The 23,793-nt window shown below is 58.7% G+C and carries 25 protein-coding genes; 11 read left to right on the top strand and 14 right to left on the bottom strand.

All coding sequences use genetic code 11. From position 1 onward, the window contains the following. Positions 1–12: 12 nt before the first annotated feature. Positions 13–1,212, bottom strand: coding sequence for a tyrosine--tRNA ligase (tyrS, locus tag IB252_RS14645; RefSeq protein ID WP_192409293.1), 1,200 nt, complete (start codon positions 1,210–1,212; stop codon positions 13–15). 212 nt (positions 1,213–1,424) lie between these two features. On the opposite strand from tyrS, the gene IB252_RS14640 reads away from it, so the two are divergent. Then, the gene (locus tag IB252_RS14640) at positions 1,425–2,861 is read left to right on the top strand and encodes a peptidoglycan DD-metalloendopeptidase family protein (RefSeq protein WP_192409292.1); all 1,437 of its coding nucleotides are present in this window, start codon (positions 1,425–1,427) and stop codon (positions 2,859–2,861) included. Positions 2,862–2,864: 3 nt separating this feature from the next. Continuing rightward, on the top strand, positions 2,865–3,956 hold the full coding sequence (locus IB252_RS14635; RefSeq protein WP_192409291.1) for an anhydro-N-acetylmuramic acid kinase: 1,092 nt from the start codon (positions 2,865–2,867) through the stop codon (positions 3,954–3,956). Between the two features lie 66 nt (positions 3,957–4,022). Here IB252_RS14635 and erpA read toward each other — a convergent pair whose 3' ends face one another. Both erpA and argC read right to left on the bottom strand, forming a co-directional pair. After that, a complete protein-coding gene (gene erpA / locus IB252_RS14630) occupies positions 4,023–4,373 on the bottom strand; it encodes an iron-sulfur cluster insertion protein ErpA (protein WP_007947969.1) in 351 nt (116 codons plus the stop codon). A 168-nt stretch (positions 4,374–4,541) separates the two neighbouring features. Continuing rightward, positions 4,542–5,576, bottom strand: a complete 1,035-nt coding sequence (gene argC / locus IB252_RS14625; protein WP_008147251.1) for an N-acetyl-gamma-glutamyl-phosphate reductase — start codon at positions 5,574–5,576, stop codon at positions 4,542–4,544. 135 nt (positions 5,577–5,711) lie between these two features. On the opposite strand from argC, the gene hemJ reads away from it, so the two are divergent. From hemJ to coq7, 6 genes are all read left to right on the top strand, one after another. Next, a complete protein-coding gene (gene hemJ / locus IB252_RS14620) occupies positions 5,712–6,140 on the top strand; it encodes a protoporphyrinogen oxidase HemJ (protein ID WP_008147249.1) in 429 nt (142 codons plus the stop codon). Between the two features lie 33 nt (positions 6,141–6,173). Then, positions 6,174–7,142, top strand: a complete 969-nt coding sequence (locus IB252_RS14615; protein WP_192409290.1) for an NAD(P)H-dependent flavin oxidoreductase — start codon at positions 6,174–6,176, stop codon at positions 7,140–7,142. Positions 7,143–7,198: 56 nt separating this feature from the next. After that, positions 7,199–8,164, top strand: a complete 966-nt coding sequence (locus IB252_RS14610; protein WP_192409289.1) for a DUF805 domain-containing protein — start codon at positions 7,199–7,201, stop codon at positions 8,162–8,164. 62 nt (positions 8,165–8,226) lie between these two features. After that, positions 8,227–9,015 carry an SDR family NAD(P)-dependent oxidoreductase gene (locus IB252_RS14605; RefSeq protein ID WP_046045397.1) on the top strand — a complete coding sequence of 263 codons (789 nt, stop codon included), beginning with the start codon at positions 8,227–8,229 and terminating at the stop codon, positions 9,013–9,015. Positions 9,016–9,097: 82 nt separating this feature from the next. Continuing rightward, a complete protein-coding gene (locus tag IB252_RS14600; protein WP_008147240.1) occupies positions 9,098–9,436 on the top strand; it encodes a histidine triad nucleotide-binding protein in 339 nt (112 codons plus the stop codon). Positions 9,437–9,562: 126 nt separating this feature from the next. Then, positions 9,563–10,210 (top strand): 2-polyprenyl-3-methyl-6-methoxy-1,4-benzoquinone monooxygenase, encoded by a 648-nt coding sequence (gene coq7, locus IB252_RS14595; protein ID WP_008147238.1) that lies wholly within the window; start codon positions 9,563–9,565, stop codon positions 10,208–10,210. Positions 10,211–10,306: 96 nt separating this feature from the next. Here the strand turns inward: coq7 and speD are convergent, their stop codons facing one another. Together speD and IB252_RS14585 are read right to left on the bottom strand one after the other, a co-directional pair. Beyond that, positions 10,307–11,101, bottom strand: a complete 795-nt coding sequence (speD, locus tag IB252_RS14590; RefSeq protein WP_192409288.1) for an adenosylmethionine decarboxylase — start codon at positions 11,099–11,101, stop codon at positions 10,307–10,309. 238 nt (positions 11,102–11,339) lie between these two features. Then, the gene (locus IB252_RS14585; RefSeq protein WP_007941657.1) at positions 11,340–11,762 is read right to left on the bottom strand and encodes an OsmC family protein; all 423 of its coding nucleotides are present in this window, start codon (positions 11,760–11,762) and stop codon (positions 11,340–11,342) included. 231 nt (positions 11,763–11,993) lie between these two features. On the opposite strand from IB252_RS14585, the gene crp reads away from it, so the two are divergent. Next, complete coding sequence (gene crp, locus IB252_RS14580) at positions 11,994–12,638, top strand: cAMP-activated global transcriptional regulator CRP (RefSeq protein ID WP_046045393.1); 645 nt, start codon at positions 11,994–11,996, stop codon at positions 12,636–12,638. On the opposite strand, the gene IB252_RS14575 is transcribed toward crp, so the two are convergent. The 4 genes from IB252_RS14575 to IB252_RS14560 form a co-directional block, all read right to left on the bottom strand. Beyond that, entirely contained in the window at positions 12,635–13,336 is a 702-nt protein-coding gene (locus IB252_RS14575; RefSeq protein WP_192409287.1) for a biotin/lipoate A/B protein ligase family protein, read from the bottom strand. The two genes, crp and IB252_RS14575, sit on opposite strands and share 4 nt — an antisense overlap. A gap of 67 nt (positions 13,337–13,403) precedes the next feature. Further along, positions 13,404–14,240: an indole-3-glycerol phosphate synthase TrpC gene (gene trpC / locus IB252_RS14570; protein WP_123368676.1), complete on the bottom strand. Its 837-nt coding sequence runs from the start codon at positions 14,238–14,240 to the stop codon at positions 13,404–13,406. After that, positions 14,237–15,286 (bottom strand): anthranilate phosphoribosyltransferase, encoded by a 1,050-nt coding sequence (gene trpD, locus IB252_RS14565; RefSeq protein ID WP_056741323.1) that lies wholly within the window; start codon positions 15,284–15,286, stop codon positions 14,237–14,239. Before trpD ends, trpC begins: the two co-directional genes overlap by 4 nt. Positions 15,287–15,295: 9 nt before the next feature. Next, entirely contained in the window at positions 15,296–15,889 is a 594-nt protein-coding gene (locus IB252_RS14560; protein ID WP_033056198.1) for an aminodeoxychorismate/anthranilate synthase component II, read from the bottom strand. A 47-nt stretch (positions 15,890–15,936) separates the two neighbouring features. Between IB252_RS14560 and IB252_RS14555 the strand changes: the two genes are divergently transcribed. Both IB252_RS14555 and estP read left to right on the top strand, forming a co-directional pair. Beyond that, positions 15,937–16,299, top strand: a complete 363-nt coding sequence (locus tag IB252_RS14555) for a hypothetical protein (RefSeq protein ID WP_158539706.1) — start codon at positions 15,937–15,939, stop codon at positions 16,297–16,299. Beyond that, the gene (gene estP / locus IB252_RS14550) at positions 16,296–18,203 is read left to right on the top strand and encodes an esterase EstP (RefSeq protein WP_192409286.1); all 1,908 of its coding nucleotides are present in this window, start codon (positions 16,296–16,298) and stop codon (positions 18,201–18,203) included. Before IB252_RS14555 ends, estP begins: the two co-directional genes overlap by 4 nt. 175 nt (positions 18,204–18,378) lie before the next feature. On the opposite strand, the gene trpE is transcribed toward estP, so the two are convergent. The 5 genes from trpE to IB252_RS14525 form a co-directional block, all read right to left on the bottom strand. After that, positions 18,379–19,860, bottom strand: a complete 1,482-nt coding sequence (trpE, locus tag IB252_RS14545; RefSeq protein WP_192409285.1) for an anthranilate synthase component I — start codon at positions 19,858–19,860, stop codon at positions 18,379–18,381. Between the two features lie 71 nt (positions 19,861–19,931). Further along, complete coding sequence (locus IB252_RS14540; RefSeq protein WP_192409284.1) at positions 19,932–20,750, bottom strand: phosphoglycolate phosphatase; 819 nt, start codon at positions 20,748–20,750, stop codon at positions 19,932–19,934. After that, entirely contained in the window at positions 20,747–21,421 is a 675-nt protein-coding gene (gene rpe, locus IB252_RS14535) for a ribulose-phosphate 3-epimerase (protein ID WP_008035979.1), read from the bottom strand. The genes IB252_RS14540 and rpe overlap by 4 nt, the downstream gene beginning before the upstream one ends. 80 nt (positions 21,422–21,501) lie before the next feature. Next, the gene (locus IB252_RS14530) at positions 21,502–22,650 is read right to left on the bottom strand and encodes an iron-containing alcohol dehydrogenase (RefSeq protein WP_192409283.1); all 1,149 of its coding nucleotides are present in this window, start codon (positions 22,648–22,650) and stop codon (positions 21,502–21,504) included. Between the two features lie 313 nt (positions 22,651–22,963). Beyond that, complete coding sequence (locus tag IB252_RS14525; protein ID WP_033056203.1) at positions 22,964–23,788, bottom strand: ABC transporter permease; 825 nt, start codon at positions 23,786–23,788, stop codon at positions 22,964–22,966. Between the last annotated feature and the right edge of the window lie 5 nt (positions 23,789–23,793).

Raw genomic sequence — 23,793 nt, 5'->3', positions numbered from 1 at the left:
CTAATTCGAGCTTTACTCGGATTTGAGCGTAATACGCGCAAATGCCTTCTTCCCAGCCTGGCAGACATGGGTCGCGCCCAGCGTGTATATAAAGGTGCGATCGACCACCTCACCATCTATACGCACACCACCAGAACCTAGAAGGTCCCGCGCGACAGCCGAGTTCTTGACCAGACCTGCCTTATTAAGGACAGCAGCAATCGGCATGTCTTCAGTAGCAGTCAACTCGATCTCCGGCAGATCGTCCGGCAGCTCGCCTTCCTTCATACGGTTACCCGCCCCACGGTGCGCATTGGCCGCTGCCTCTTCACCATGGAAACGCGCAACGATCTCTTCAGCTAGCTTGATCTTGATATCACGCGGATTGGCACCCGCCTCGACATCGGCACGGAACGCATTGATCTCATCCATGGAGCGGAAACTGAGTAATTCGAAGTAGCGCCACATCAGCGCATCCGGAATGGAAACCAGTTTGCCGTACATCACACCCGGCGCTTCCTGAATACCCACGTAGTTGCCCAAGGACTTGGACATCTTTTTCACGCCATCCAGACCTTCGAGCAGCGGCATGGTCAGAATGCACTGAGCCTCTTGACCATATCCACGCTGCAGTTCACGCCCCATCAACAGGTTGAACTTCTGATCAGTACCACCCAGCTCGACATCCGCGCGCAAAGCAACCGAGTCATAACCCTGAACCAGTGGGTAGAGGAACTCATGAATGGCGATCGGTTGATTGGTGGTGTAGCGCTTGTCGAAGTCGTCGCGCTCAAGCATGCGAGCCACGGTGTACTGAGAAGTCAGGCGAATGAAGTCGGCCGGCCCCATCTGATCCATCCAGGTGGAGTTGAACGCAACTTCGGTTTTCGCCGGATCAAGAATCTTGAAAACCTGGGTCTTGTAGGTCTCGGCATTCTCGAGAACCTGCTCGCGGGTAAGAGGAGGACGTGTCGCACTCTTGCCACTCGGATCGCCGATCATCCCGGTGAAGTCACCTATAAGGAAGATCACCTGATGCCCCAGTTCCTGGAACTGGCGCAGCTTATTAATAAGCACGGTATGCCCCAGGTGCAAATCCGGCGCGGTCGGATCGAAGCCTGCCTTAATACGTAGCGGCTGGCCACGCTTGAGCTTTTCGATCAGCTCGGACTCGACCAACAGTTCTTCCGCACCACGTTTAATCAGCGCTAGCTGCTCTTCAACCGACTTCATAACAGACCCGCAAGGCTCGAATTCAAAGGGAACCAACCATACAAGATCGCGCGTCAAATACAAGTTTTGCCCGGCGCACGGACACTAATCCACAGACTCAGCGTTCGCGGACTTGCTTCAGGGATGATTTGGTTATATTTTATACAGTTATTTCATCTTCATCATGTCATTCATCTTTTCCAATTCATCTTTTTCAAAGTCAAAAATTATCTATGACCAAAGAATCGTCTAAAGCGCCGCCGCTTTACCCGAAGACCCACCTGCTCGCAGCAAGTGGCATCGCAGCCCTTCTGAGCCTGGCGCTTCTGGTATTTCCTTCCAGTGATGTTGAAGCCAAAAAGACGACCCTGAGTCTTGAACTGGAAAGCCCTGCTGAACAACTGACACAAGATCAAGACGCTGCCGAGGCCGTCCAGGCCACAAATGAGCCAGCCGCTTCCCCTTTTGCGCAGATCGAAAACAGCGCCGAAGAACCCCAGGAAACCGCTCAGGCCGCGCCAGTGCCGGCGCCAGCGCCAGCGCCAGTGATCGAAGAAAAAAAGTCTCCAAACCACAGGGAAGTGATCGTTTCTAAAGGCGATACCCTCTCCACCCTGTTTGAAAAAGTCGGTCTTCCAGCAGCTTTGGTGCATGAAGTGCTGGCCAGTGACAAGCAGGCCAAGCAGTTCAGCCAACTCAAACATGGCCAGAAACTCGAATTCGAACTGGGCCCCAACGGCCAACTGACCAACCTTCACAGCAAGGTCAGCGACGTCGAAAGCATCACCTTGACCAAGAATGACAAGGGTTATGCATTCAACCGCATTACCGCAAAGCCTACCGTGCGCTCGGCCTATGTTCATGGTGTGATCAACAGCTCGTTGTCGCAGTCCGCTGCACGCGCCGGTTTGTCCCACAGCCTGACCATGGACATGGCCAGCGTGTTCGGCTATGACGTCGACTTCGCCCAGGATATTCGCCAGGGTGACGAGTTCGATGTCATCTACGAGCAGAAAGTCGTCAACGGCAAGGCTGTCGGCAATGGCCCGATCCTTTCCGCTCGCTTCACTAACCGCGGCAAGACCTACACCGCCGTGCGTTACACCAATAAACAAGGTAACAGCAGCTACTACACTGCTGACGGCAACAGCATGCGCAAGGCGTTTATCCGTACCCCGGTGGACTTCGCCCGCATCAGCTCGAAATTCTCGATGGGCCGCAAGCACCCGATCCTGAACAAGATCCGCGCTCACAAAGGCGTCGACTATGCAGCGCCGCGTGGCACTCCGATCAAGGCAGCCGGTGATGGCAAAGTGTTGCTGGCCGGTCGCCGTGGCGGCTACGGCAACACCGTCATTATCCAGCACGGCAATACCTACCGTACGCTGTACGGCCACATGCAGGGCTTTGCCAAAGGCGTGCAGACTGGCAGTAGCGTCAAGCAAGGCCAAGTGATCGGCTACATCGGCACCACCGGACTTTCCACCGGACCGCATTTGCATTACGAGTTCCAGGTCAATGGCGTGCACGTCGACCCACTAGGCCAGAAAGTGGCGATGGCCGATCCGATCTCCAAAGCCGAGCGCGCACGTTTCCTCGCGCAGAGCCAACCGCTGATGGCGCGCATGGATCAAGAGAAATCCACGCAGCTGGCTTCGAGCAAGCGCTAAGCCATGACGCTCTATATAGGTGTGATGTCCGGGACCAGCCTAGATGGCCTGGACATAGCGCTGGTCGAGCTGGCTCCGGCAATCAAACTGATCGCCACGCACTACATTCCCATGCCTGACTCACTGCGCACCGAGCTGCTTGGTTTGTGCGCCAGCGGCCCGGACGAGATTGCCCGCTCCGCCATCGCCCAGCAGAACTGGGTGAAACTGGCGGCACAGGGTATTCACACCCTGATCGACCAACAAAAACTGAAACCCGAAGACATTCGCGCGATTGGCAGCCACGGCCAGACCATTCGCCACGAACCGGCGCGCGGCTTCACCGTGCAGATTGGCAACCCTGCCCTTCTGACCGAGTTGACCGGCATCACCGTGGTCAGCGACTTTCGCAGCCGCGATGTGGCGGCTGGCGGACAAGGCGCCCCGCTGGTTCCAGCCTTTCACGAAGCGTTGTTTGAAGAACGCGCAGGCAATCGCGCGGTATTGAACGTTGGCGGATTCAGTAACCTCAGCCTGATCGAGCCCGGCAAACCGGTAGCCGGTTTCGACTGTGGCCCGGGCAATGTTCTGCTGGATGCCTGGATTCACCAGCAACGCGGCGACAACTTTGATCGCGATGGCCAATGGGCTGCCAGCGGCAAGGTCGAACCGGTTCTGCTGAACGAGCTGCTCAGTGATCCATTTTTCGTGACCAAAGGTCCCAAAAGTACCGGCCGTGAAGTGTTCAACCTGCCATGGCTGACACAACATCTATCGAAACTGCCGACTTTCGCCGCCGAAGATGTGCAAGCAACACTGCTTGAGCTGACCGCACTGATCATTATCGAGTCATTGCAGAACGCCCAATCAGATACCCGGGAACTGTTGGTCTGCGGTGGCGGCGCCCACAACGCCACGCTGATGAACCGCTTGGCCAGCTTGCTGCCGAACACCAAGGTCAGTAGCACCGCGGCTTACGGTGTAGACCCGGACTGGGTCGAAGCCATGGCCTTCGCCTGGCTGGCCCATTGCTGCCTTGAAGGCATCGCTGCCAATCGCCCGAGCGTCACCGGCGCAAGTGGTCTGCGCGTACTCGGCGCCATCTACCCCGCTTAATCTGCACACAGCAAAACGCCGCAGAGCCCTGAGGCCATGCGGCGCTTGGTGATGCGATGATTGCGATCAGATCGAGAACGAAGAGCCGCAGCCACACGTGGTGCTGGCGTTCGGATTCTTGATTACGAAGCGTGAACCTTCCAGACCTTCCTGATAATCCACCTCGGCACCTGCCAGGTACTGGAAGCTCATCGGATCAACGACCAGACTCACTCCTTCGCGCTCGACAATGGTGTCGTCATCGGCCACTTCCTCATCGAAGGTGAAGCCGTACTGAAAACCTGAACAACCGCCGCCCGTAACGAATACGCGCAGCTTCAAGCGATCATTCCCCTCTTCATCGACCAGGCTCTTCACCTTGTGTGCGGCACCGTGGGTGAATTGCAAAGCAGTGGGGGTGAAGGATTCGACGCTCATGCTAACTATCTCCCGGCGTTACGCCGCCATAATGCGTGATGACGCGCATTATCCGCTTCTCCTAGAAAATCGGTCAACTATTGTTACGGTATATCAATCAACCCAATCGTAAGCCAGGAATGCAAAAAGGCCCGTCAGACGGGCCTTTTTGCTGAGCGGGCTAAAGCCTTACGGCAACATGCCAGCGTGAGACAAGCCCAGGCGCTCATCCAGCCCGAACAGGATGTTCATATTCTGCACCGCCTGACCCGACGCACCTTTGACCAGGTTGTCGATCACCGACAACACCACCACCAGGTCACCATCCTGCGGACGATGCACCGCAATACGGCAAACGTTGGCACCGCGCACGCTGCGGGTTTCTGGATGGCTGCCGGCCGGCATGACATCGACGAACGGTTCGTTGGCATAACGCTTTTCAAACAGTGCCTGCAGATCCACCGAGCGATCCACGACGGTCGCGTAGAGCGTCGAGTGGATGCCTCGAATCATTGGCGTCAGGTGCGGAACGAACGTCAGACCGACGTCCTTGCCCGCTGCACGACGCAGACCCTGGCGGATTTCCGGCAGGTGACGGTGACCTTTGACGGCGTAAGCCTTCATGCTTTCCGACGTCTCGGAGTACAGCGAACCGACAGACGCGCCACGACCGGCACCACTGACGCCGGATTTGCAGTCAGCAATCAGGCGGGTGGTATCGGCCAGACCTGCTTCAAGCAATGGCAGGAAACCCAATTGCGTAGCAGTCGGGTAGCAACCCGGAACGGCGATCAGGCGAGCCTGCTTGATCTGCTCGCGATTGACTTCCGGCAAGCCGTAAACCGCCTCTTCCAGCAGTTCCGGCGCGCCGTGCGGCTGACCGTACCACTTGGCCCACTCATCGGCGTCTTGCAGACGGAAGTCCGCCGACAGGTCGATGACTTTGGTCCCGGCCGCCAACAGTTCGCCAGCCAGCGCATGGGCAACACCGTGAGGCGTGGCGAAGAACACCACGTCGCAAGCGCCCAGCGTCTTGATGTCCGGAACGCTGAACGCCAGGCCGTCGTAATGACCGCGCAGGTTCGGATACATATCAGCCACGGCCAGACCGGCCTCGGATCGGGAAGTGATGACGACCACTTCTGCTTGCGGATGCTGCGCCAACAGACGCAGCAGTTCGACACCGGTGTAACCCGTGCCGCCGACGATACCGACCTTGACCATAAACCTGCCCTCAACGAACCCACTGGAAAGCCGTCGATAATAGGGGCCGCGCGGCTCTGCGACAACCGCCAAGGTGACGTGCGGGCGCTCTACCCTCTACTATCTTCGCTACCGTGAACCTGGGAATAACTAAAAATGCTTTATCTGTGGCTCAAAGCGCTTCACATCGTCAGCATGGTCTGCTGGTTTGCCGGCCTGTTCTACCTGCCGCGCCTGTTCGTTTATCACGCCCAAAGCGAAGACACCGTCAGCAAAGAACGTTTCAGCATCATGGAGCGCAAACTCTACCGCGGCATCATGGGCCCGGCGATGATCGCCACCCTGATTTTCGGCATCGCACTGATCGCCTTGAACCCCAGCATATTTAGTCAAGGTGCCTGGATTCACGCGAAGTTGACCCTGGTGGTGATCCTCATCGGCTACCACCACATGTGCGGCGCCCAGGTGAAGCGTTTTGCCCGTGGCGAGAACACCCGCAGTCATGTCTTTTATCGCTGGTTCAATGAAGTGCCGGTTCTGATATTGCTGGCCATTGTAATTCTGGTCGTCGTCCGGCCGTTCTAACGCCAATAAGCACAACTCTTCGGGGTACTTCCAATGTCGCTGCCCGCTCTGCTCGAACAACGCTTGCGTCTGCCAGTGGTGGCAGCACCAATGTTCCTGATTTCCAACCCGCAACTGGTGCTCGCCTGCTGCCGTAATGGCGTGGTGGGCAGCTTTCCTGCGCTGAACCAGCGCGAGAGCAGCGGCTTCAAGTCCTGGCTGGAAGAGATCGAAGCAGGGTTGGCGACACTGGAGAATCCGGCGCCTTATGCGGTGAACCTGATCGTCCACCACAGCAATCCGCGGCTGCAAGCGGACCTGGCGATCTGCATCGAACACAAAGTGCCGATTGTGATCACCAGTCTCGGCGCCGTGAAAGAACTGGTCGATGCAGTGCACAGCTATGGCGGTCTGGTGTTCCATGACGTGACGACTCGTCGCCATGCAGAGAAAGCCGCCGAGGCCGGGGTAGACGGTTTGATCGCCGTGGCAGCGGGCGCCGGTGGACACGCCGGAACCTGGAGCCCGTTCTCGCTGATTGCCGAGATTCGCCAATTCTTCGACAAGACCCTGCTGCTGGCCGGCTGCCTGAACCACGGCCACGAGATTCTCGCGGCACAATTGCTCGGTGCGGATCTGGCCTACTTCGGCACACGATTTATCGGCACCACCGAAAGTCATGCGCCTGACGCCTATAAAGAGATGCTGTTGACTGCCAGAGCCGCAGACATCGTCCATACTCCAGCGGTGTCGGGAGTACCGGCGAGCTTTATGCGTCAGAGCCTTGAGGCTGCAGGTTTCGACATGGCCGCGCTGCAAGGCAAGGGCGAGGTGGACTTCGGCTCCAAACTCAAGCCCATGAGCGATGAAGCCAAAGCCTGGAAAACTGTCTGGTCCGCAGGCCAGGGTGTCGGCGAGATCGATGATTTGCCGAGTGTCGATCAATTGGTCGCTCGCCTTGATGCCGAGTACCGCAAAGCGTTGGAGCTGGCGGCAGCGCTGCCCAAGCGCTGGCCACGCTGACAGGAAAACCTGGCCAGTCCATTCCGGCTGGCTTCACACGACAAGGATGCCTCGTAATGAGCGAAAACCGTTTCAAGATCGTGTTCGACGGCGCTCTGCTGCCAGGTGTCGACGTCACCACCGCCAAGCTCAATCTCGCCGAGTTGTTCAAAAGCGATGTGGCTGCCATCGAGCGGCTGTTCAGTGGCAAGCCGGTTGCGCTCAAACGCGACCTGTCGCAGGGCGATGCGCAGACTTATCTCCAGGCGCTGACCAAAACCGGTATCGATGCCCGAATCGAATCCGAACCCTCGATCGAGCTGAACCTGGCTGACGTTCATGAACACGCCCCCGCTGTCGCGGCAGATCCCGAATCCCCTTACGCACCACCCCGGGCTACCGTTGGCGAAGCCTTGCCTGCGTTTTCCACACTCAAGCCGTTCAGCTTCGTGGGTCGGATCGGTCGCTTGCGTTATCTGGCCTGGACGATGTCGCTGACGCTGGTAACCCTTGGTGTTGGCGCTGTGCTTGCTGTTTTCGGCTTGGCCCTTATCTCTACGGACACTACCGCCGGCCTGATTCTCGGTGGTTTGCTGGCCTTTATTCTCTTCGTGGCGCTGGCGTTCGTCAGCATCCAGTTCAGTGTCCAGCGTCTGCACGATATCGGCTGGTCTGGCTGGCTCTGGCTGCTGACCCTCGTACCGTTCGTGGGCAGCATCTTTCCGTTCGTGATGATGATTGCGCCGGGTAATAACACCGCCAATCGATACGGTGCGCCACCACCGCCCAACAGCGCCGCGGTCAAGGTCCTGTCGTCACTGTGGCTGGTATTTATCGCGATCCTGTTCATCGGCGGACTGACCGGCGGCCTTACTACCCTCCAGAGCGAATACGAAAGCGCCACCCAGAGCGGCTATGAAAGTGACTCAGTGACCACCGAAGAGATCGAAGATCAAACCGCTGTGGAAGCAGAGCCCGCGCCAAATTCAGCCGACGATGCAGCCGAAGAAGCCCAGCCCCCTGTAGACTCTGCGAAAGAATGAACAGCGCTCCCCGTCCGTGACACCTGCGTCGCCGGCGCGGAGCTGTTGCGATGGAGAAATGCATGACCCGTTACGCACTGATCACTGGCGCTTCCAGCGGCATCGGCCTAGCGATGGCCGAAGCACTGGCCCGGCGCGGCCGCAGCCTGATTCTGGTGGCCCGTCAGCGTGATCAGCTGGAAAGTATTGCGATTGAACTGACCCAACGTTTTGGCGTGGAAGTGTTGTTCCGAGCCTGTGACCTCGGCGAGCCGCTACGGCTGTCCGGTTTTCTGCTGGAGCTGGAGGAAGGTGACCGACAGATCGATTTGCTGGTCAACTGCGCCGGCATCGGCACCTGCGGCCCTTTTCTGGCTCAGGACTGGATGACCGAGCAGGACCTGATCGAAGTGAACATCCTCGCACTCACTCGACTGTGTCACGCGATCGGCAACAGCATGGCGCTGCAGGGCGGCGGACAGATTTTGAATGTCGCCTCGGTGGCGGCGTTCCATCCCGGCCCGTGGATGAGTACTTATTACGCCAGCAAGGCTTATGTACTGCACTTTTCCGAAGGGTTGCGCGTCGAACTGAAAAAATGCGCGGTCAAGGTCTCGGTACTCTGCCCCGGCCCTACCCGCACGGCGTTTTTCCGCACCGCGCAATTGGACGCTGGCAAACTGATCGACAGCAAAATGCTGATGAGCCCCGAGGAAGTCGCGCTCTACACCGTCCGGGCTCTGGAGAAAAATCGCGCCATCATTATTCCGGGTCGACGCAACCGCTGGCGTGCCTTCCTGCCGCGACTCGGCTCGCGCTGGCTGACCCGGACAATCGCTGGCATGGTCAACAAGGCTTACTGCCCGCGCTGATCGCACCCTCAAGGTAAAAGGCTGGGCTCAGGCATCACCCATGGTTACACTCAGGCCAGCCCAAACAACGGAGAAAGTAGCTGTGGATACTCTGTTCACCAAGATCATCAACCGGGAAATCCCGGCAAAGATCATTTACGAGGACGACCAGGTACTGGCCTTCCACGACATAGCCCCACAGGCACCCGTGCATTTTCTGGTGATCCCGAAAAAAGCGGTGCGCACGCTTAACGACCTGACCGAGGACGACAAGGCATTGGCTGGGCATATTCTGTTCACCGCCCAGCGTCTGGCCCTGGAACTGGGTTGCGAAGAGGGCTTTCGCGTGGTCATGAATTGCAATCCATTGGGTGGGCAGACCGTCTATCACATACATATGCATGTATTGGGTCAGCGCCAGATGCATTGGCCGCCGGGCTGATTGCAGCAAGCCCTGTGGGGGTGGGCAATTCCGCTCCCACAAGCACCTGCGTCGCAATGACTCAGCGCAAACCTTCCCCGGCCGATTGGGTTAAACTGGCCGCCGAGATTCTTCCCGGAGGTCAGCATGACAACCCAACGTCACTACTCGCCGATTGACCGCCTTCTGCTGCAAGCCGATGCCGCGATGCGTACCTTGCTGCCCTTCAGTGGTCAGCCGTACCGCCCTTCGCCCGCTATCGTGCAGCCGGATGCGCAAATGAGCGACGAAGACACCCGGCACGTCGCCGGTCTAATGCGCATCAACCATACCGGCGAAGTCTGTGCCCAGGCGCTGTATCAAGGTCAGGCCCTGACCGCCAAGCTGCCGCAAGTACGCGCCGCCATGGAACATGCCGCCGAAGAAGAAATCGACCACCTGGTCTGGTGCGAACAACGCATAAAACAGTTGGGCAGCCACACCAGCATTCTCAATCCGCTGTTCTACGGCATGTCGTTCGGGATTGGCGCGGTAGCCGGGCTGATCAGCGATAAAGTCAGCCTGGGTTTCGTTGCCGCGACCGAGCATCAGGTGTGCAAACACCTCAACGAACACCTTGAGCAACTGCCAGCCGAGGACGAAAAGTCCCGGGCGATCCTCGAGCAGATGCGCATTGATGAAGAACACCACGCCGAAAGCGCGCTGGAGGCTGGGGGTTTCCGCTTCCCGGCACCGGTGAAGTTCGGCATGAGCCTGATGGCCAAGGTCATGACCAAGAGTACTTATCGGATCTGACTCAATGGCTTTCGTAGGAGCAAGGCTTGCCCGCGATTGCATCCTTGAGATCGCCATCGCGGGCAAGCCTTGCTCCTACAAGGGCAATCGAAAATCTTAGTTCGGCATGTTGCGCGCGTAGAAGATTTCCAGCATTTCGTGTTTCACACGGTCTGTCACCTGGGCACGCTGCTCCGCGGACAGGCTGCTGGTGGCGTCGCCGAACAGGTAGTTATCCAGTTCGAAGTTCTTCAGCAGCATTTTGGTGTGGAACAGGTTTTCCTGGTACACGTTCACGTCGGTCATCTGGTACGCGCCCCGGGTGTCTTCGGAAAGGTAGTTCTGGATCGAGTTGATCTCGTGGTCGATGAAGTGCTTGTTGCCTTCCACGTCACGGGTGAAACCGCGCACACGATAATCCACGGTCACGATGTCCGAATCGAACTGGTGGATCAGGAAGTTGAGCGCCTTGAGCGGTGAAATGACGCCACAGGTCGACACGTCAATGTCCACACGGAATGTCGCGATGCCATCGTCCGGATGGATTTCCGGGTAGGTGTGCACCGTGATGTGGCTCTTGTCGAGGTGGGCCAGGATAATTTCAGGCAACGGGCCTGGAGACTCTTCGATCTGGCTGTCGGTAGGCGTCACCGGCTCTTCAGAGATCAGAATCGTGACACTGGCGCCCTGGGGTTCATAGTCCTGACTGGCGATGTTCAGGATGTTGGCACCAATGATATCGACAACTTCTGTGAGGATCTGCGTCAGGCGCTTGGCGTTGTACTCTTTATTGATGTACTCGACGTAAGCCTGTTGGTCTTGCGGGGTTTGCGCGTAGCAGATGTCATAGATGTTGAAGCTCAAGGTCTTTGTCAGGTTATTGAACCCGTGGAGCTTGAGTTTGCTTTTCACCGTTAAGACTCTCTATGTATTGCGGCCCGGCCGCATGATCAAGCAAGCCCGTCAGAAGCGCACGACGCACCTGCGCAGGACGGTTAACACCTCTTCACAATGGCGATTTTGGTTATATGTTCGGGTGCGCGGCCTGTCGGCGGACGGGCTACTACCCTGAAAAAAGTGGCGCGTTGTGCAGACGTCAGTCTTGGGATCGCCACAGTCTGCACTGCCTTTATGATAGTTGAATGTCGATTCAACCGAGCTCGATGATCTCGTAGTCATGGGTAATTGCCACGCCAGCCGCACCCAGCATGATCGACGCCGAGCAATACTTCTCGGCAGACAGCTCGATGGCGCGTTTGACCTGGGCTTCTTTCAAGCCGCGGCCCTTGACCACGAAGTGCATGTGAATCTTGGTGAAAACCTTCGGATCTTCGGTGGCTCGCTCGGCTTCGAGGAAGGCTTCGCAGCTTTCAACGGCCTGACGGGACTTCTTGAGGATGCTGACCACGTCGAAATTGCTGCAACCGCCAACACCCAGCAGGAGCATTTCCATCGGCCGGACACCCAGGTTGCGACCGCCGGCATCGGGCGGACCGTCCATGACCACGACATGACCGCTGCCGGATTCGCCGAGGAACATGGCTTCGCCAGCCCATTGGATGCGTGCCTTCATCGCCAAGACTCCACTGTATAAAAAAGGGTCGCCAGCTTAGCACAGGGGCCTTGATTGACGACGTCTCGCCTTCCTACGACGCAAGCCGCTGTGCTGTAGGTAAATTCTCGAATATTGCAGGAAGTGTCTGTTAAGCTGGCGCCAATTCACTGGCGCATTGCCAGCTTTATAGCAACCTCAGCGACTCATAAGAAAATCAAACACACCGTGAAGTCTTTTCGGGATACAACCATGGTTGCTATTACCCCAACACCCAAAATCAAGAACCTCGACAAGCTGTTGATGCACTGCCAGCGCCGTCGTTATGCGGCCAAAAGCAACATCATTTGTGCCGGCGACCGCTCGGAAACCCTGTTCTTCATCATCAAGGGTTCGGTCACCATCCTGATCGAGGATGACGACGGCCGCGAAATGATCATCGCCTACCTGAACTCCGGAGACTTCTTCGGCGAGTTGGGCCTGTTCGAACAGGCCGGCCTGGAACAGGAACGCAGCGCCTGGGTGCGCGCCAAGATCGAATGCGAAGTCGCGGAGATCAGCTACGCAAAATTCCGCGAACTGTCCCAACAGGATCCAGACATTCTTTACGTGCTCAGCGGACAAATCGCACAGCGCCTGCGCAACACCACCCGCAAAGTGGGTGATCTTGCATTCTTCGACGTTACCGGCCGCGTCGCGCGCTGCCTTCTGGAACTGTGCAAGCAGCCAGATGCAATGACCCATCCCGATGGCATGCAGATCAAGGTGACCCGTCAGGAAATCGGGCGGATTGTCGGTTGTTCACGTGAGATGGTCGGTCGCGTACTCAAGGACCTGGAAGAACGCAACCTGGTGGACGTCAAAGGCAAGACCATGGTGGTCTTCGGTACGCGCTAAACCCTGAACATGTCTGCCAGCAACTCGCGGTACAACGTGTCGAGTCGCCCCATCGCATCAGGTGCTGCATATTTTTCATGAAGAGCAATGTGGCTCTCGGCGCGAACTCGCTGCTCCAGGCCACAGGCTTCATTGAAACGGTTAACCGCCGCAACCATCGACTCTCGCTCGTTATCGAGCAACAAAGCACCGTGCACCAACCCTACCGGACGCGTACCGCCCTTGCTCTGGCGCCAGCGTTGAGCCGTGCCGACCATCTTGCGCCCATCAAGGTTGACGTTGAAACGCCCATCACAGAACGCACCCTCTATTTCGCCCAAAGACGAAACGCCGCCCAGCTCATCGAGTAACTGACAAATCGGATCGCACAGCCGGCGATAACCGGTTTCGATGCGGTTCTGGTCACCCTCGCTACGCGGTGGCGCGTAGACCAATGCGATGTTGATCGTCGAGGCCGATTGCGGCACCGGTTCACCGCCGGTTTCACGCAACAACACCGGCCAACCTGCCGCAGCCGACACTTCGCACGCAGCCTCGAACCCAGGCAGACGATTCAACCGTCGCGGCATGACCAGCGCCCGGTCACTGGGCTGCCAGAACAGCAGGCCAAACTCCGAATCGCCGGTGCACACATGGGCCAACAGATCCTGTTCGGCGAGCAGGCCGGCTTCGACGGTCATGGCGATGGGCTGGGTCATGGCAGTAGACATCCTTTGTTTGGGGTATAAAAAAGCCGGCATCGCCGGCTTCTTCATTAAGTCACGTTCAGTCGAGTGTAGAACCGCTCACCGCGATGCCACGCTCAGGAAAGAACAGACGCTGCAGCTCGGTGCCCGGGCTTTCGGCGCGCATGAACGCTTCGCCCACCAGGAACGCGTACACATCGCTGATTTCCATCAGCTCGACATCGGCCCGGTTGAGAATGCCACTTTCGGTGATCACCAGACGATCACGCGGAATACGCGGCAACAGATCGAGGGTGGTTTCCAGATTGACTTCGAAGGTGTGCAGGTTGCGGTTGTTGACGCCGATCAACGGAGTGTCGAGGGTTTTCAAGGCCCGCTCCAGCTCGTCGCCATCGTGAACTTCCACCAGCACATCGAGGCCGACACTTTTGGCGACGGCCGCCAACTCGGCCATTTTCACGTCATCCAGAGCGGAGACGATCAGCAGCACGCAGTCGGCGCCCAACGCTCGGGCTTCAATGATCTGGTACGGATCAATCATGAAGTCCTTGCGGATCACCGGCAGTTTGCACGCCGCCCGCGCCTGTTGCAGATACGCATCGGCGCCCTGGAAGTAATCGATATCGGTCAGCACTGACAGACAGGTCGCGCCGCCCTTCTCGTAACTCTTGGCGATGTCGGCGGGAACGAAGTTCTCGCGAATCACGCCTTTGCTCGGTGAAGCTTTCTTGATTTCTGCAATGACCGCTGGCTGCTTGAGCTTGGCCTGAGCCAACAATGCCTTGGCAAAACCACGGGGTGCATCGGCCGCCTTGGCCAGACTTTCCAGCTCCGCCAGGCTTACGCGAGCGCTTCGCTCGGCGACTTCCTGGACTTTGCGGGCCAGAATGTTTTCCAGAACCGTCGGTACACTCATCCCTCATTCTCCACTTTGAATACCGCGGTAAATGCACCCAACTCCTCCAGTTTTTCCCGAGCGAGGCCTGTGTGCAGCGCATCGTGCGCCAGGGCAACGCCTTCTTTCAAACTGCTGGCATGGTCAGCGGCGTACAACGCGGCACCGGCATTGAGCATAATCATTTCCGCGGCTTTCTGACCGTTCTCGGTCTTGCGCTTGCCCAAGGCATCGCGAATCAGCTCCAGGGAAGCCGCCGGGCTATCCACTGCCAGGCCGTGCAGGCTCTGGCTTTTCATGCCCAGGTCTTCTGGCTCGACCCAATACTCAGTGATCTGGTCATCCTTCAATTCCGCCACAAAGGTTGGCGCCGCCAGACTGAACTCGTCCAGGCCATCCTTCGAGTGCACCACCAGCACGTGCTTGCTGCCCATACGCTGCAAGACTTCGGCCAGCGGCCGGCACAACGCCTGATTGAACACGCCCACCACCTGATGCTTCACGCCGGCCGGATTCGTAAGCGGGCCGAGCATGTTGAACAGCGTGCGCAAGCCCAGCTCCCGGCGCGGGCCGGCGGCGTGCTTCATGGCGCTGTGATGGGTCTGGGCGAACATGAAGCCGATGCCGACGTTGTCGATGCAACGTGCGACCTGAACCGGCGTCAGGTTCAGGTAGATACCCGCCGCTTCCAGCAAATCGGCGCTGCCGCTTTTGCCCGAGACCGCACGGTTACCGTGCTTGGCCACGGTGCAACCGGCCGCCGCGACCACGAACGAGGAAGCGGTCGAGACGTTAAAAATGTTCGCGCCATCGCCACCGGTACCGACCACATCGACGACGCCGTCGAGGGTCTTGAGTTCGACCTTGTCCGCCAGCTCGCGCATGACCGACACGGCGCCGACGATCTCGTCGATGCTTTCACTCTTCATGCGCATGGCCATCATGAACGCGCCGATCTGCGCATCCGTGCATTGACCGGTCATGATTTCGCGCATGACATCGCGCATCTCATCGGTGCTGAGGTCGAGCTGTTCGACGATACGGCTCAGGGCTGTCTTGATATTCATGAAAAGTCCTTAGCGCGTGCCGCCGGTTTGTTTGAGGAAATTAGCGAACAGCTCGTGGCCCTGCTCGGTGAGGATCGACTCAGGGTGAAACTGAACGCCCTCGATGTTCAGTGTCTTGTGGCGCAGGCCCATGATCTCGTCGACCGAACCGTCTTCAAGCTGGGTCCAGGCGGTCAGCTCCAGGCAATCGGGCAGGGTTTCGCGTTTGACGATCAGTGAATGATAGCGGGTGACTGTCAGCGGATGGTTCAGGCCTTCAAATACGCCTTTGTCCTCGTGGAACACTGGGCTGGTTTTGCCGTGCATGACTTGACGGGCGCGCACCACATCGCCGCCAAAGGCCTGGCCGATGGACTGATGGCCCAGGCACACGCCCAGAATCGGCAGTTTTCCGCCAAAATGTTTGATTACGTCAATCGACACGCCGGCTTCGTTCGGCGTGCAAGGGCCGGGCGAAACGACGATCCGCTCTGGGTTGAGCGCTTCGATTTCGGCAATGGTGAGCTCATCGTTGCGCACGACTTTGACCTGGGAGCCGAGCTCGCCGAGGTATTGCACAACGTTGTAAGTAAAAGAGTCGTAGTTATCGATCATCAGCAACATGGCGTTAAGAACCTCTTGAATTTACTGACTTTGAATACAGCCTTCGAATGATTTACCCGCAGCGTCCTGCGCTTTGTCAGTCGCTGGAGTCGCGCTGCAAAGCGGTTTGTCTTGCGGGTAAAGAAGGCAAAGCGGTAAAGATCCGGCCGGGCCGGCAGAAGGATTCAGGCGCGCCAACGCCAACGGGCGTGTGCCTTGATGACTTGATCCAGAAGTTTGCTGACGATCAACACGGGGAAGGTCTCATTTATACGTCTCGGCACAGTAACTTAGCTGGGCAGAGCGTGCAATATGGGGCGATCGAAGCGCTTGAAACAATTGACGGGTTCGCGCCGAACGGCAACAGGCTCTATAGTTTTTGGCACTATCGTTTCGCTCACTACAACAATAACAAACGGACTTGCTCATGATCAGACAGACGTTGACTGTACCGCTTGCCGGCTGCTTGCTCGCCATGGCCTGCACCCAGGCGATCGCGGCGCCCAACCCTTATTCGAGTTTCATCGTCTTCGGCGATAGCCTCAACGATGCAGGGCAGTTTACCGACACGGGTGGCCCTCCCGGTTCGACCCTGCGCTTCACCAACCGGACCGGCCCGATTTACCGGGACGGCAGCGGCGAAGTCTACTCCGCCAACTCGACCCAATTGCTGGGTGACCGGCTCGGGTTTTCACCGGACCAGACGGCCGCTTCAACCTCGGCGGCGCGTGCGAACCAGGGCCTGTCGGACGGGAATAACTGGGCCGTTGGCGGTTACCGCACGGACCAGATCCTCACCTCGATCACCAGCGTATCCGCCACGGGCGAACGCACGCGCCCGGGCTATCTGCCGACAAACAACTTCAGCGCCGATCCGAATGCGCTGTATTACATTTCCGGCGGTGGTAACGATTTTCTTCAGGGACGTGTACAAAGTGGCGCTCAGGCGAATGCCGCTGCGGATCGACTGGCTAACAGCGTCCAGGTTCTGCAGACCGCCGGCGCCCGGTACATCGTGGTCTGGCTGCTACCCGACCTGGGTTTGACGCCCGCCATCAATGGCACGCCTCTGCAGACACCCACCTCACTACTGAGCTCTGCCTTCAACCGGCAACTGGTCACGCGACTCGCAGGGATCGATGCCGAAATCATCCCGTTGAACATTCCGCTGCTGTTGCAGGAAACCTTCGCCGATCCGGCGCGATTCGGTTTTGCTACAGGCCAGAACCTGACGGCGACTTGCTTCAGCGGTAACAGCTGCACCGAAAACCCTGCGTATGGCATCAACAGTGCCACCCCGGACCCCAGCAAGCTGATTTACAACGATGGGGTTCATCCGACCGAAGCCGGGCAGAAACTGATTTCCGACTACGCCTATTCCTTACTGGCTGCGCCGTGGGAGCTGACGTTGTTGCCGGAAATGGCCCACGCCACCTTGCGTGCGCACCAGGATGAACTGCGCAGCCAATGGCAATCGGACTGGGAGAACTGGCAGGCGGTCGGCCAATGGCGCGCGATTGTCGCCGGTGGCGGTCAGCATCTGGATGTCGATAGCCAAAGCAGCGGCGCCAGCGCCGACGGCGACGGTTACAACCTGAACATCGGCGGCAGCTATCGCCTCAATGACGCCTGGCGCGTCGGTGTGGCGGCGGGTTTCTATCGTCAGAACCTGGAAGCAGGCAATGACGATTCGGACTACAAACTCAACAGCTACCTGGCCACCGCCTTCGCCCAGTTCCAGCAGAATCACTGGTGGGCCGATGCCGCGTTGACCGGCGGCAAGCTGGATTACGACAACCTCAAACGCAAATTCGACCTGGGCGCCAGCGAAGGCGCGGAGAAAGGCGATACCGATGGCTATCTGTGGGCCTTCAGCACACGGGTTGGCTACGACATTGCGCAACCGGGCAGCGAGTGGCACCTGTCGCCGTTCATCAGCGCCGATTACGCAAAAGTGGAAGTCGACGGCTACTCGGAAAACAGCTCCCGCTCCACAGCGTTGACCTTTGATGATCAGACTCGCGATTCAAAACGTCTGGGCGCCGGTCTGCAGGGTAAGTATCAGATCACCCCGCAGACTCAAGCGTTCGGCGAATACGCGTATGAGCATGAATACGAGGATGACACTCAGAAGGTAAACATCGCGCTCAACAGCCTGCCGTCCCTGGACTTCAAGCTGGACGGCTATACACCGCAAAGCCACTTGAATCGCGTGAGCCTGGGGGTCAGCCACAAGTTGACGGCCGATCTGGCGTTGCGCGGTGGGTACACGTTCCGCAAGGATGATGACTTTACCCAGCAAGGGCTTACCGTTGGGGTTGCACTGGACTTCTGATCCGGCAAACAGCAGGCACAAAAAACGCGGAGCCCTCACGGGTGCCGCGTTTTTTTATGCTGGTAAGCCCTTGTGGGAGCGAGCCTGCTCGCGAAAGCGGTGGGTCAGGCAACAGAGATGTTGAATGTCAGTCCGTCATCGCGAGCAGGCTCGCTCCCACAGGTTTTGCGTGAACTCAGGCGTCCGGGGTTTGCTCGGCCAGGGCTACGGCGCGGAACATCGCTCGGCGCTTGTTCAGGGTTTCTTCCCATTCCAGCGCCGGTACCGAATCGGCAACGATGCCGCCGCCGGCCTGCACATGCAGTTCGCCATTCTTGATCACCGCGGTGCGGATCGCGATCGCGGTGTCCATGTTGCCGTTCCAGGCGAAATAGCCGACCGCGCCGCCGTAGACTCCCCGCTTGACCGGCTCCAGTTCGTCGATGATTTCCATCGCACGAATCTTCGGTGCGCCAGACAAGGTGCCCGCCGGCAGAATCGCCCGCAGTGCGTCCATCGCCGTCAGGCCGGCCTTCAATTGACCGGTGACGTTGGACACGATGTGCATCACGTTGGAATAACGCTCGATCACCATCTTTTCGGTGAGTTTCACCGAACCGATTTCCGAGACCCGACCGGTGTCGTTACGGCCCAGATCGATCAGCATCAAGTGCTCGGCAATTTCCTTGTCGTCAGACAGCAGGTCTTTTTCCAGCGCCAGGTCCGCCTCTTCGTTGGCCCCGCGTGGGCGAGTGCCGGCGATCGGGCGTACGGTGATCAGGTTGTCTTCGACCCGCACCAGTACTTCCGGCGAACTGCCGACGACGTGGAAGTCGCCGAAGTTGAAGAAATACATATAAGGCGTCGGGTTGAAGCAGCGCAGCGCCCGGTACAGATCGATCGGCGCAGCCTTGAAGTCAATCGACATGCGCTGGGACGGCACGACCTGCATGCAGTCACCGGCCAGGATGTATTCCTTGATGGTGTCGACGGCTTTTTCGTAATCGTCCTGGGTGAAGCTCGAACGAAATACCGGATCAGCAGACTGTTGCTTGCTGAAATCCAGGCCACGGCGCGGGGTAATCGGCTGACGGAGTTTTTCCAGCAGCTCTTCCAGGCGCGCCTGACCTTGCTCGAAAGCATCGTCTTGCGAGGGGTCGGCCAGCACAATGGCGTGCATCTTGCCGGCGAGGTTGTCGAATACCACCACCGCGTCGGAAACCATCAGCAGAATGTCCGGCACGCCCAACGGATCCGGGTTCGGGCACTTGCCCAGACGCTTCTCCACATAGCGCACGCAGTCGTAACCGAAGTAACCCACCAGACCGCCATTGAAGCGCGGCAGGCCAGGGATGGTCGGCACGTTGTAGCGAGCTTTGAATGCTTCGACGAAGGCCAGTGGATCTTCGGCTTCGTGGCTTTCGATCTCGATGCCGTCGTGGGTCACGCTGACGTGATGGTCGTGAACCCGCAGCACGGTGCGGCACGGCAGACCGATGATCGAGTAACGGCCCCACTTCTCCCCGCCCTGCACCGATTCCAGCAGGTAGGAGTTGGGCTCGTCGGCCAGTTTCAGGTAGATCGACAGCGGTGTGTCGAAGTCGGCCAGGGTTTCGCAGGCAAGCGGGATGCGGTTGTAGCCGGCAGCGGCCAAACGCAGGAATTCTTCGCGGATCATGGGGTAGCCTCGTGGCTTGAGGGTCTAACAGTCAGGTATGCAAACGCGCCGGTAGGCCGGCCAGGAACAAGTCAGGCGCGCCAACGCCAGCGGGCCAGGGCCTTGATGACTTTCATCCAGAGTTTGCGAGTGACCACCACGATGGCGTTTCCAGAAGGGGGTTGAACAGCGTCGGGCAACGTTATCTCAGCGGCTGGATCCAGGCAACCGGGAATTAACTTGCGCAGATCGTCGATCACCAGTGCCGGCGACTCTTCGGCAATCGGCCGGCCATGGTTATAGCCATAACTGAGCGCCACGCATTTGACCCCCGCCGCTTTCGCCGCCAGCACATCGCTGCGCGAATCGCCGACGAACAAGGATTGCGACGCCGGGATGTTGGTCATTTTCATCACGAAAAACAACGCTGCCGGGTCCGGCTTTTTCTGTGGCAGGGTGTCGCCGCCGATGATCAAACGGAAATAACGACCGATTTTCATCTGGTCCAGCAGCGGCGCGACGAAACGCTCCGGCTTGTTGGTGATCAGCGCCATCTCGACACCCTGCTTGTGCAGCCATTTCAGGGTGTCGCGCACGCCAGGGTAAACCACCGTCAGCTCGTGACCGTCTTCGTAAAAACCGTTGAACAGCTCCAGGGCATGCTCGGCCTCGACCTCATCGACACCCTCGGCGTCGATGTGGTTGGCCAAGGCCCGGCGTACCAGCGTGTGCACGCCGTTGCCCACCCACTCACGCACCGATTCGATGCCGGCAGGTTTTCGCCCGAGTTTGAGCAGCATGTTATCCACAGCCGCTGCGAGGTCGGGGACCGAATCGATCAACGTGCCATCCAGATCGAACATCACCAACCGTGGCAGAGCCCCCGGGAACAACTGCTCAAAGCCACTCATGGGCGGGCCAGCGCCAGTTCGGAACGCATCTTTTCAATCACCTCTTGGTAGTTCGGCGCATTGAAGATCGCCGAGCCGGCGACGAAGGTGTCGGCGCCAGCAGCGGCGATTTCACGAATGTTGTTCACGTTCACGCCGCCGTCGATTTCCAGGCGGATGTCACGGCCGGAGGCATCGATCAGCGCCCGCGCTTCACGCAGCTTGTCGAGGGTGCCGGGGATGAACTTCTGCCCGCCGAAGCCCGGGTTGACGCTCATCAGCAGGATCATGTCGACCTTGTCCATCACGTACTTGAGCACGTCCAGCGGGGTCGCCGGGTTGAACACCAGGCCCGACTTGCAGCCGCCCTCGCGGATCAGTTGCAGGGAACGGTCGACGTGCTGCGTGGCTTCCGGGTGAAAAGTGATGTAGGTCGCGCCGGCTTCGATGAAGTCACCGACGATGCGGTCCACCGGGCTGACCATCAGGTGCGCGTCGATCGGCGCGGTCACGCCGTACTTGCGCAGTGCAGCGCACACCATCGGGCCGATCGTCAGGTTCGGCACGTAGTGGTTGTCCATGACATCGAAGTGCACAAAGTCGGCGCCAGCGGCCAGGACGTTGTCCACTTCTTCACCCAGGCGGGCGAAGTCGGCGGAGAGAATCGACGGAGCAATTACGAAGGGCTGCATGACGCACCTTTTTTGAGCAGAATCACGATGGCGCGCATTGTATACCTCATGCTTTGACGCGCGCGACGTGGCTGCGATGATCAGTAAGCCGCTCGGTAGATCTTCTCGATATCGACTGCACTCAATTTGCGCGGATTGTTGCGCATCAGGCGCTCAATTCCCGCCGCTTCCACGGCCATGGCCGGGATGGCGTCTTCGGGAACGCCGAAGCTGCGCAGTCCCGGCGGGATTTCCACCGCAGCGCATAACTCGGTCATCGCCTCTACGGCCTTGTCCGCCGCGTCGTTGGCGCTCAGATGAGCGGTCTTCACCCCCATGGCCTCGGCGATATCCTGCATGCGCTCCACGCAGGCCATTTTGTTCCAGGTCATGACATACGGCAGCAGCAAGGCGTTGCTGACGCCATGGGCAATGTTGAAGCGGCCGCCCAGCGGATACGCCAGCGCGTGCACCGCGCCGACCCCGGCATTGCCGAACGCCATACCGGCCATCAGGCTGGCGGTGGCCATGTCTTCGCGGGCCTGGAGATTGGACGGATTGGCGTAAGCCTTGGGCAGCGCCCTGGCGATGAGCTTGATGGCGCCGATGGCCAGCGCGTCGGTAATCGGTGAGGCGTTCAACGACAGATAGGATTCGATAGCGTGCACCAGTGCATCGACGCCACTGGCAGCCGTGACACTGCGCGGACAGGTCAGGGTCATTTGTGGACTGACCAGCGCCACGTCCGGTAATAGATAGTCGCTGACGATGCCTTTTTTCAGCTGCGCGACCTTGTCGGAGAGGATCGCCACGTTGGTGACTTCCGAGCCGGTACCGGCGGTGGTCGGAATGGCGATCAGCGGCGGGCCTTTGCGCGGCACCTGATCGATGCCGAACAGATCCTCCAGCGCCCCGTGATAACCAGCGTAGGCCGCGACACTTTTAGCGATGTCGATGGCACTGCCGCCGCCCAGGCCGATCAGTCCGTCGTGCCCGCCTTCGCGGTAGACCCGCATGCAGTCTTCGACGATGGCGATTTCCGGGTCAGGCAATACACGGTCGAAAATTTCGTAGGTTCGGTCGCCCAGCTGCGCCAGCGCCAGCTCGACCGTGCCGGACTTGACCAGTGCGGCATCGGTGACGATCAGCGGGTTGTCGATGTCCAGGCGTGTCAGTTCAGCCGCCAGTTGCTCGATGGCAGATGCGCCGGTGATCAGTTTGTGGGCGATTTTGAAAGAGGAAAGACTCATGTGCGCAGCCTCTTATAGATAGGGGAGCTGGGCACAAGAGTAGCTGGGGATTGGGGTTTGTCTGCAATTCAGGGGGTGAATGATCGATGGGTTTGTGGCGCAGGACAGAAATGGGGTGGGTCCGTTGGATCGCCCCCTCACCCTAACCCTCTCCCCAGAGGGTAGAGGGGACAGACCGAGGTGCTTGTACTGAATACGTCGACCTGAAAATTCCGAGTCGAACTCCGCTTCTGAAAACACCGGAGATCGGCTCCCTTTCCCCTCTCCCCCCTGGGGAGAGGGTTGGGGTGAGGGGTGGTTCCTTAGCTCGCCACTAAACCTGGGCGGTACGCAGTTTTTCGCTACGGCCGCGCAGCCATTCCAGGGTCAGCAGCAGGATCACCGAGAAGGCAATCAGCAACGTCGCCGCCGCCGCGATGGTCGGGCTGAGGTTTTCGCGGATACCGCTGAACATCTGCCGTGGCAATGTCGCTTGTTCAGGACCGGCGAGGAACAGCGTCACCACCACTTCATCGAACGAAGTGGCGAAGGCAAACAGCGCACCGGAGATCACGCCAGGCGCAATCAGCGGCAAGGTCACCCGACGGAATGCCGTCAGTGGCGAAGCACCCAGGCTCGCAGCGGCGCGCACCAGGTTTTGGTTAAACCCCTGCAAGGTCGCCGACACCGTGATGATCACAAACGGCACACCCAACACCGCATGCACAACAATCAGCGAGGTATAGCTGTTACCAAATCCCAGTGGAGCAAAGGTCAGGTAACTGGCCACACCGATGATCACCACCGGTACCACCATCGGCGAAATCACCAGCGCCATCACCAGCGGCTTGCCGGGGAAGTCGCCTCGCGTCAGGCCGATGGCCGCCAGCGTACCGAAGATCATCGCCAACACAGTCGCCGCCGGAGCAACGATGATGCTGTTCTTCAGCGAACGCATCCATTCGGCCGAAGCGAAGAAGTCCTGGTACCAGTGCAACGAAAAGCCTTGCAGTGGGTACACCAGAAAACTCCCAGAGTTGAACGACAGCGGAATGATCACCAGTACCGGCAGAATCAGGAACAACAGGACCAGCCCGCAGAGAATGCGCAAGCTGTAGAACCACACCCGCTCAATGGGCGACATATAAGGACTCAGCATTTCGT

Source organism: Pseudomonas sp. PDM10 (genome assembly GCF_014852295.1).
Taxonomy (GTDB): Bacteria; Pseudomonadota; Gammaproteobacteria; order Pseudomonadales; family Pseudomonadaceae; genus Aquipseudomonas.
This window is presented reverse-complemented; position numbering and strand designations above follow the sequence as displayed.

Bases quoted from the DNA above. Each gene is read 5' to 3' on its own strand.
- trpE (WP_192409285.1), bottom strand. From the start codon at position 19,860: ATGATCCGCGAAGAATTCCTGCGTTTGGCCGCTGCCGGCTACAACCGC.
- IB252_RS14530 (WP_192409283.1), bottom strand. From the start codon at position 22,650: ATGAGTCTTTCCTCTTTCAAAATCGCCCACAAACTGATCACCGGCGCA.
- IB252_RS14560 (WP_033056198.1), bottom strand. From the start codon at position 15,889: ATGTTGCTGATGATCGATAACTACGACTCTTTTACTTACAACGTTGTG.
- IB252_RS14610 (WP_192409289.1), top strand. From the start codon at position 7,199: ATGAGCGAAAACCGTTTCAAGATCGTGTTCGACGGCGCTCTGCTGCCA.
- IB252_RS14575 (WP_192409287.1), bottom strand. From the start codon at position 13,336: ATGACCCAGCCCATCGCCATGACCGTCGAAGCCGGCCTGCTCGCCGAA.
- trpC (WP_123368676.1), bottom strand. From the start codon at position 14,240: ATGAGTGTACCGACGGTTCTGGAAAACATTCTGGCCCGCAAAGTCCAG.
- erpA (WP_007947969.1), bottom strand. From the start codon at position 4,373: ATGAGCGTCGAATCCTTCACCCCCACTGCTTTGCAATTCACCCACGGT.
- trpD (WP_056741323.1), bottom strand. From the start codon at position 15,286: ATGAATATCAAGACAGCCCTGAGCCGTATCGTCGAACAGCTCGACCTC.
- estP (WP_192409286.1), top strand. From the start codon at position 16,296: ATGATCAGACAGACGTTGACTGTACCGCTTGCCGGCTGCTTGCTCGCC.
- hemJ (WP_008147249.1), top strand. From the start codon at position 5,712: ATGCTTTATCTGTGGCTCAAAGCGCTTCACATCGTCAGCATGGTCTGC.
- IB252_RS14585 (WP_007941657.1), bottom strand. From the start codon at position 11,762: ATGAAGGCACGCATCCAATGGGCTGGCGAAGCCATGTTCCTCGGCGAA.
- argC (WP_008147251.1), bottom strand. From the start codon at position 5,576: ATGGTCAAGGTCGGTATCGTCGGCGGCACGGGTTACACCGGTGTCGAA.
- IB252_RS14640 (WP_192409292.1), top strand. From the start codon at position 1,425: ATGACCAAAGAATCGTCTAAAGCGCCGCCGCTTTACCCGAAGACCCAC.
- IB252_RS14635 (WP_192409291.1), top strand. From the start codon at position 2,865: ATGACGCTCTATATAGGTGTGATGTCCGGGACCAGCCTAGATGGCCTG.
- tyrS (WP_192409293.1), bottom strand. From the start codon at position 1,212: ATGAAGTCGGTTGAAGAGCAGCTAGCGCTGATTAAACGTGGTGCGGAA.
- IB252_RS14525 (WP_033056203.1), bottom strand. From the start codon at position 23,788: ATGCTGAGTCCTTATATGTCGCCCATTGAGCGGGTGTGGTTCTACAGC.
- IB252_RS14555 (WP_158539706.1), top strand. From the start codon at position 15,937: ATGATTTACCCGCAGCGTCCTGCGCTTTGTCAGTCGCTGGAGTCGCGC.
- crp (WP_046045393.1), top strand. From the start codon at position 11,994: ATGGTTGCTATTACCCCAACACCCAAAATCAAGAACCTCGACAAGCTG.
- rpe (WP_008035979.1), bottom strand. From the start codon at position 21,421: ATGCAGCCCTTCGTAATTGCTCCGTCGATTCTCTCCGCCGACTTCGCC.
- coq7 (WP_008147238.1), top strand. From the start codon at position 9,563: ATGACAACCCAACGTCACTACTCGCCGATTGACCGCCTTCTGCTGCAA.
- IB252_RS14540 (WP_192409284.1), bottom strand. From the start codon at position 20,750: ATGAGTGGCTTTGAGCAGTTGTTCCCGGGGGCTCTGCCACGGTTGGTG.
- IB252_RS14615 (WP_192409290.1), top strand. From the start codon at position 6,174: ATGTCGCTGCCCGCTCTGCTCGAACAACGCTTGCGTCTGCCAGTGGTG.
- IB252_RS14605 (WP_046045397.1), top strand. From the start codon at position 8,227: ATGACCCGTTACGCACTGATCACTGGCGCTTCCAGCGGCATCGGCCTA.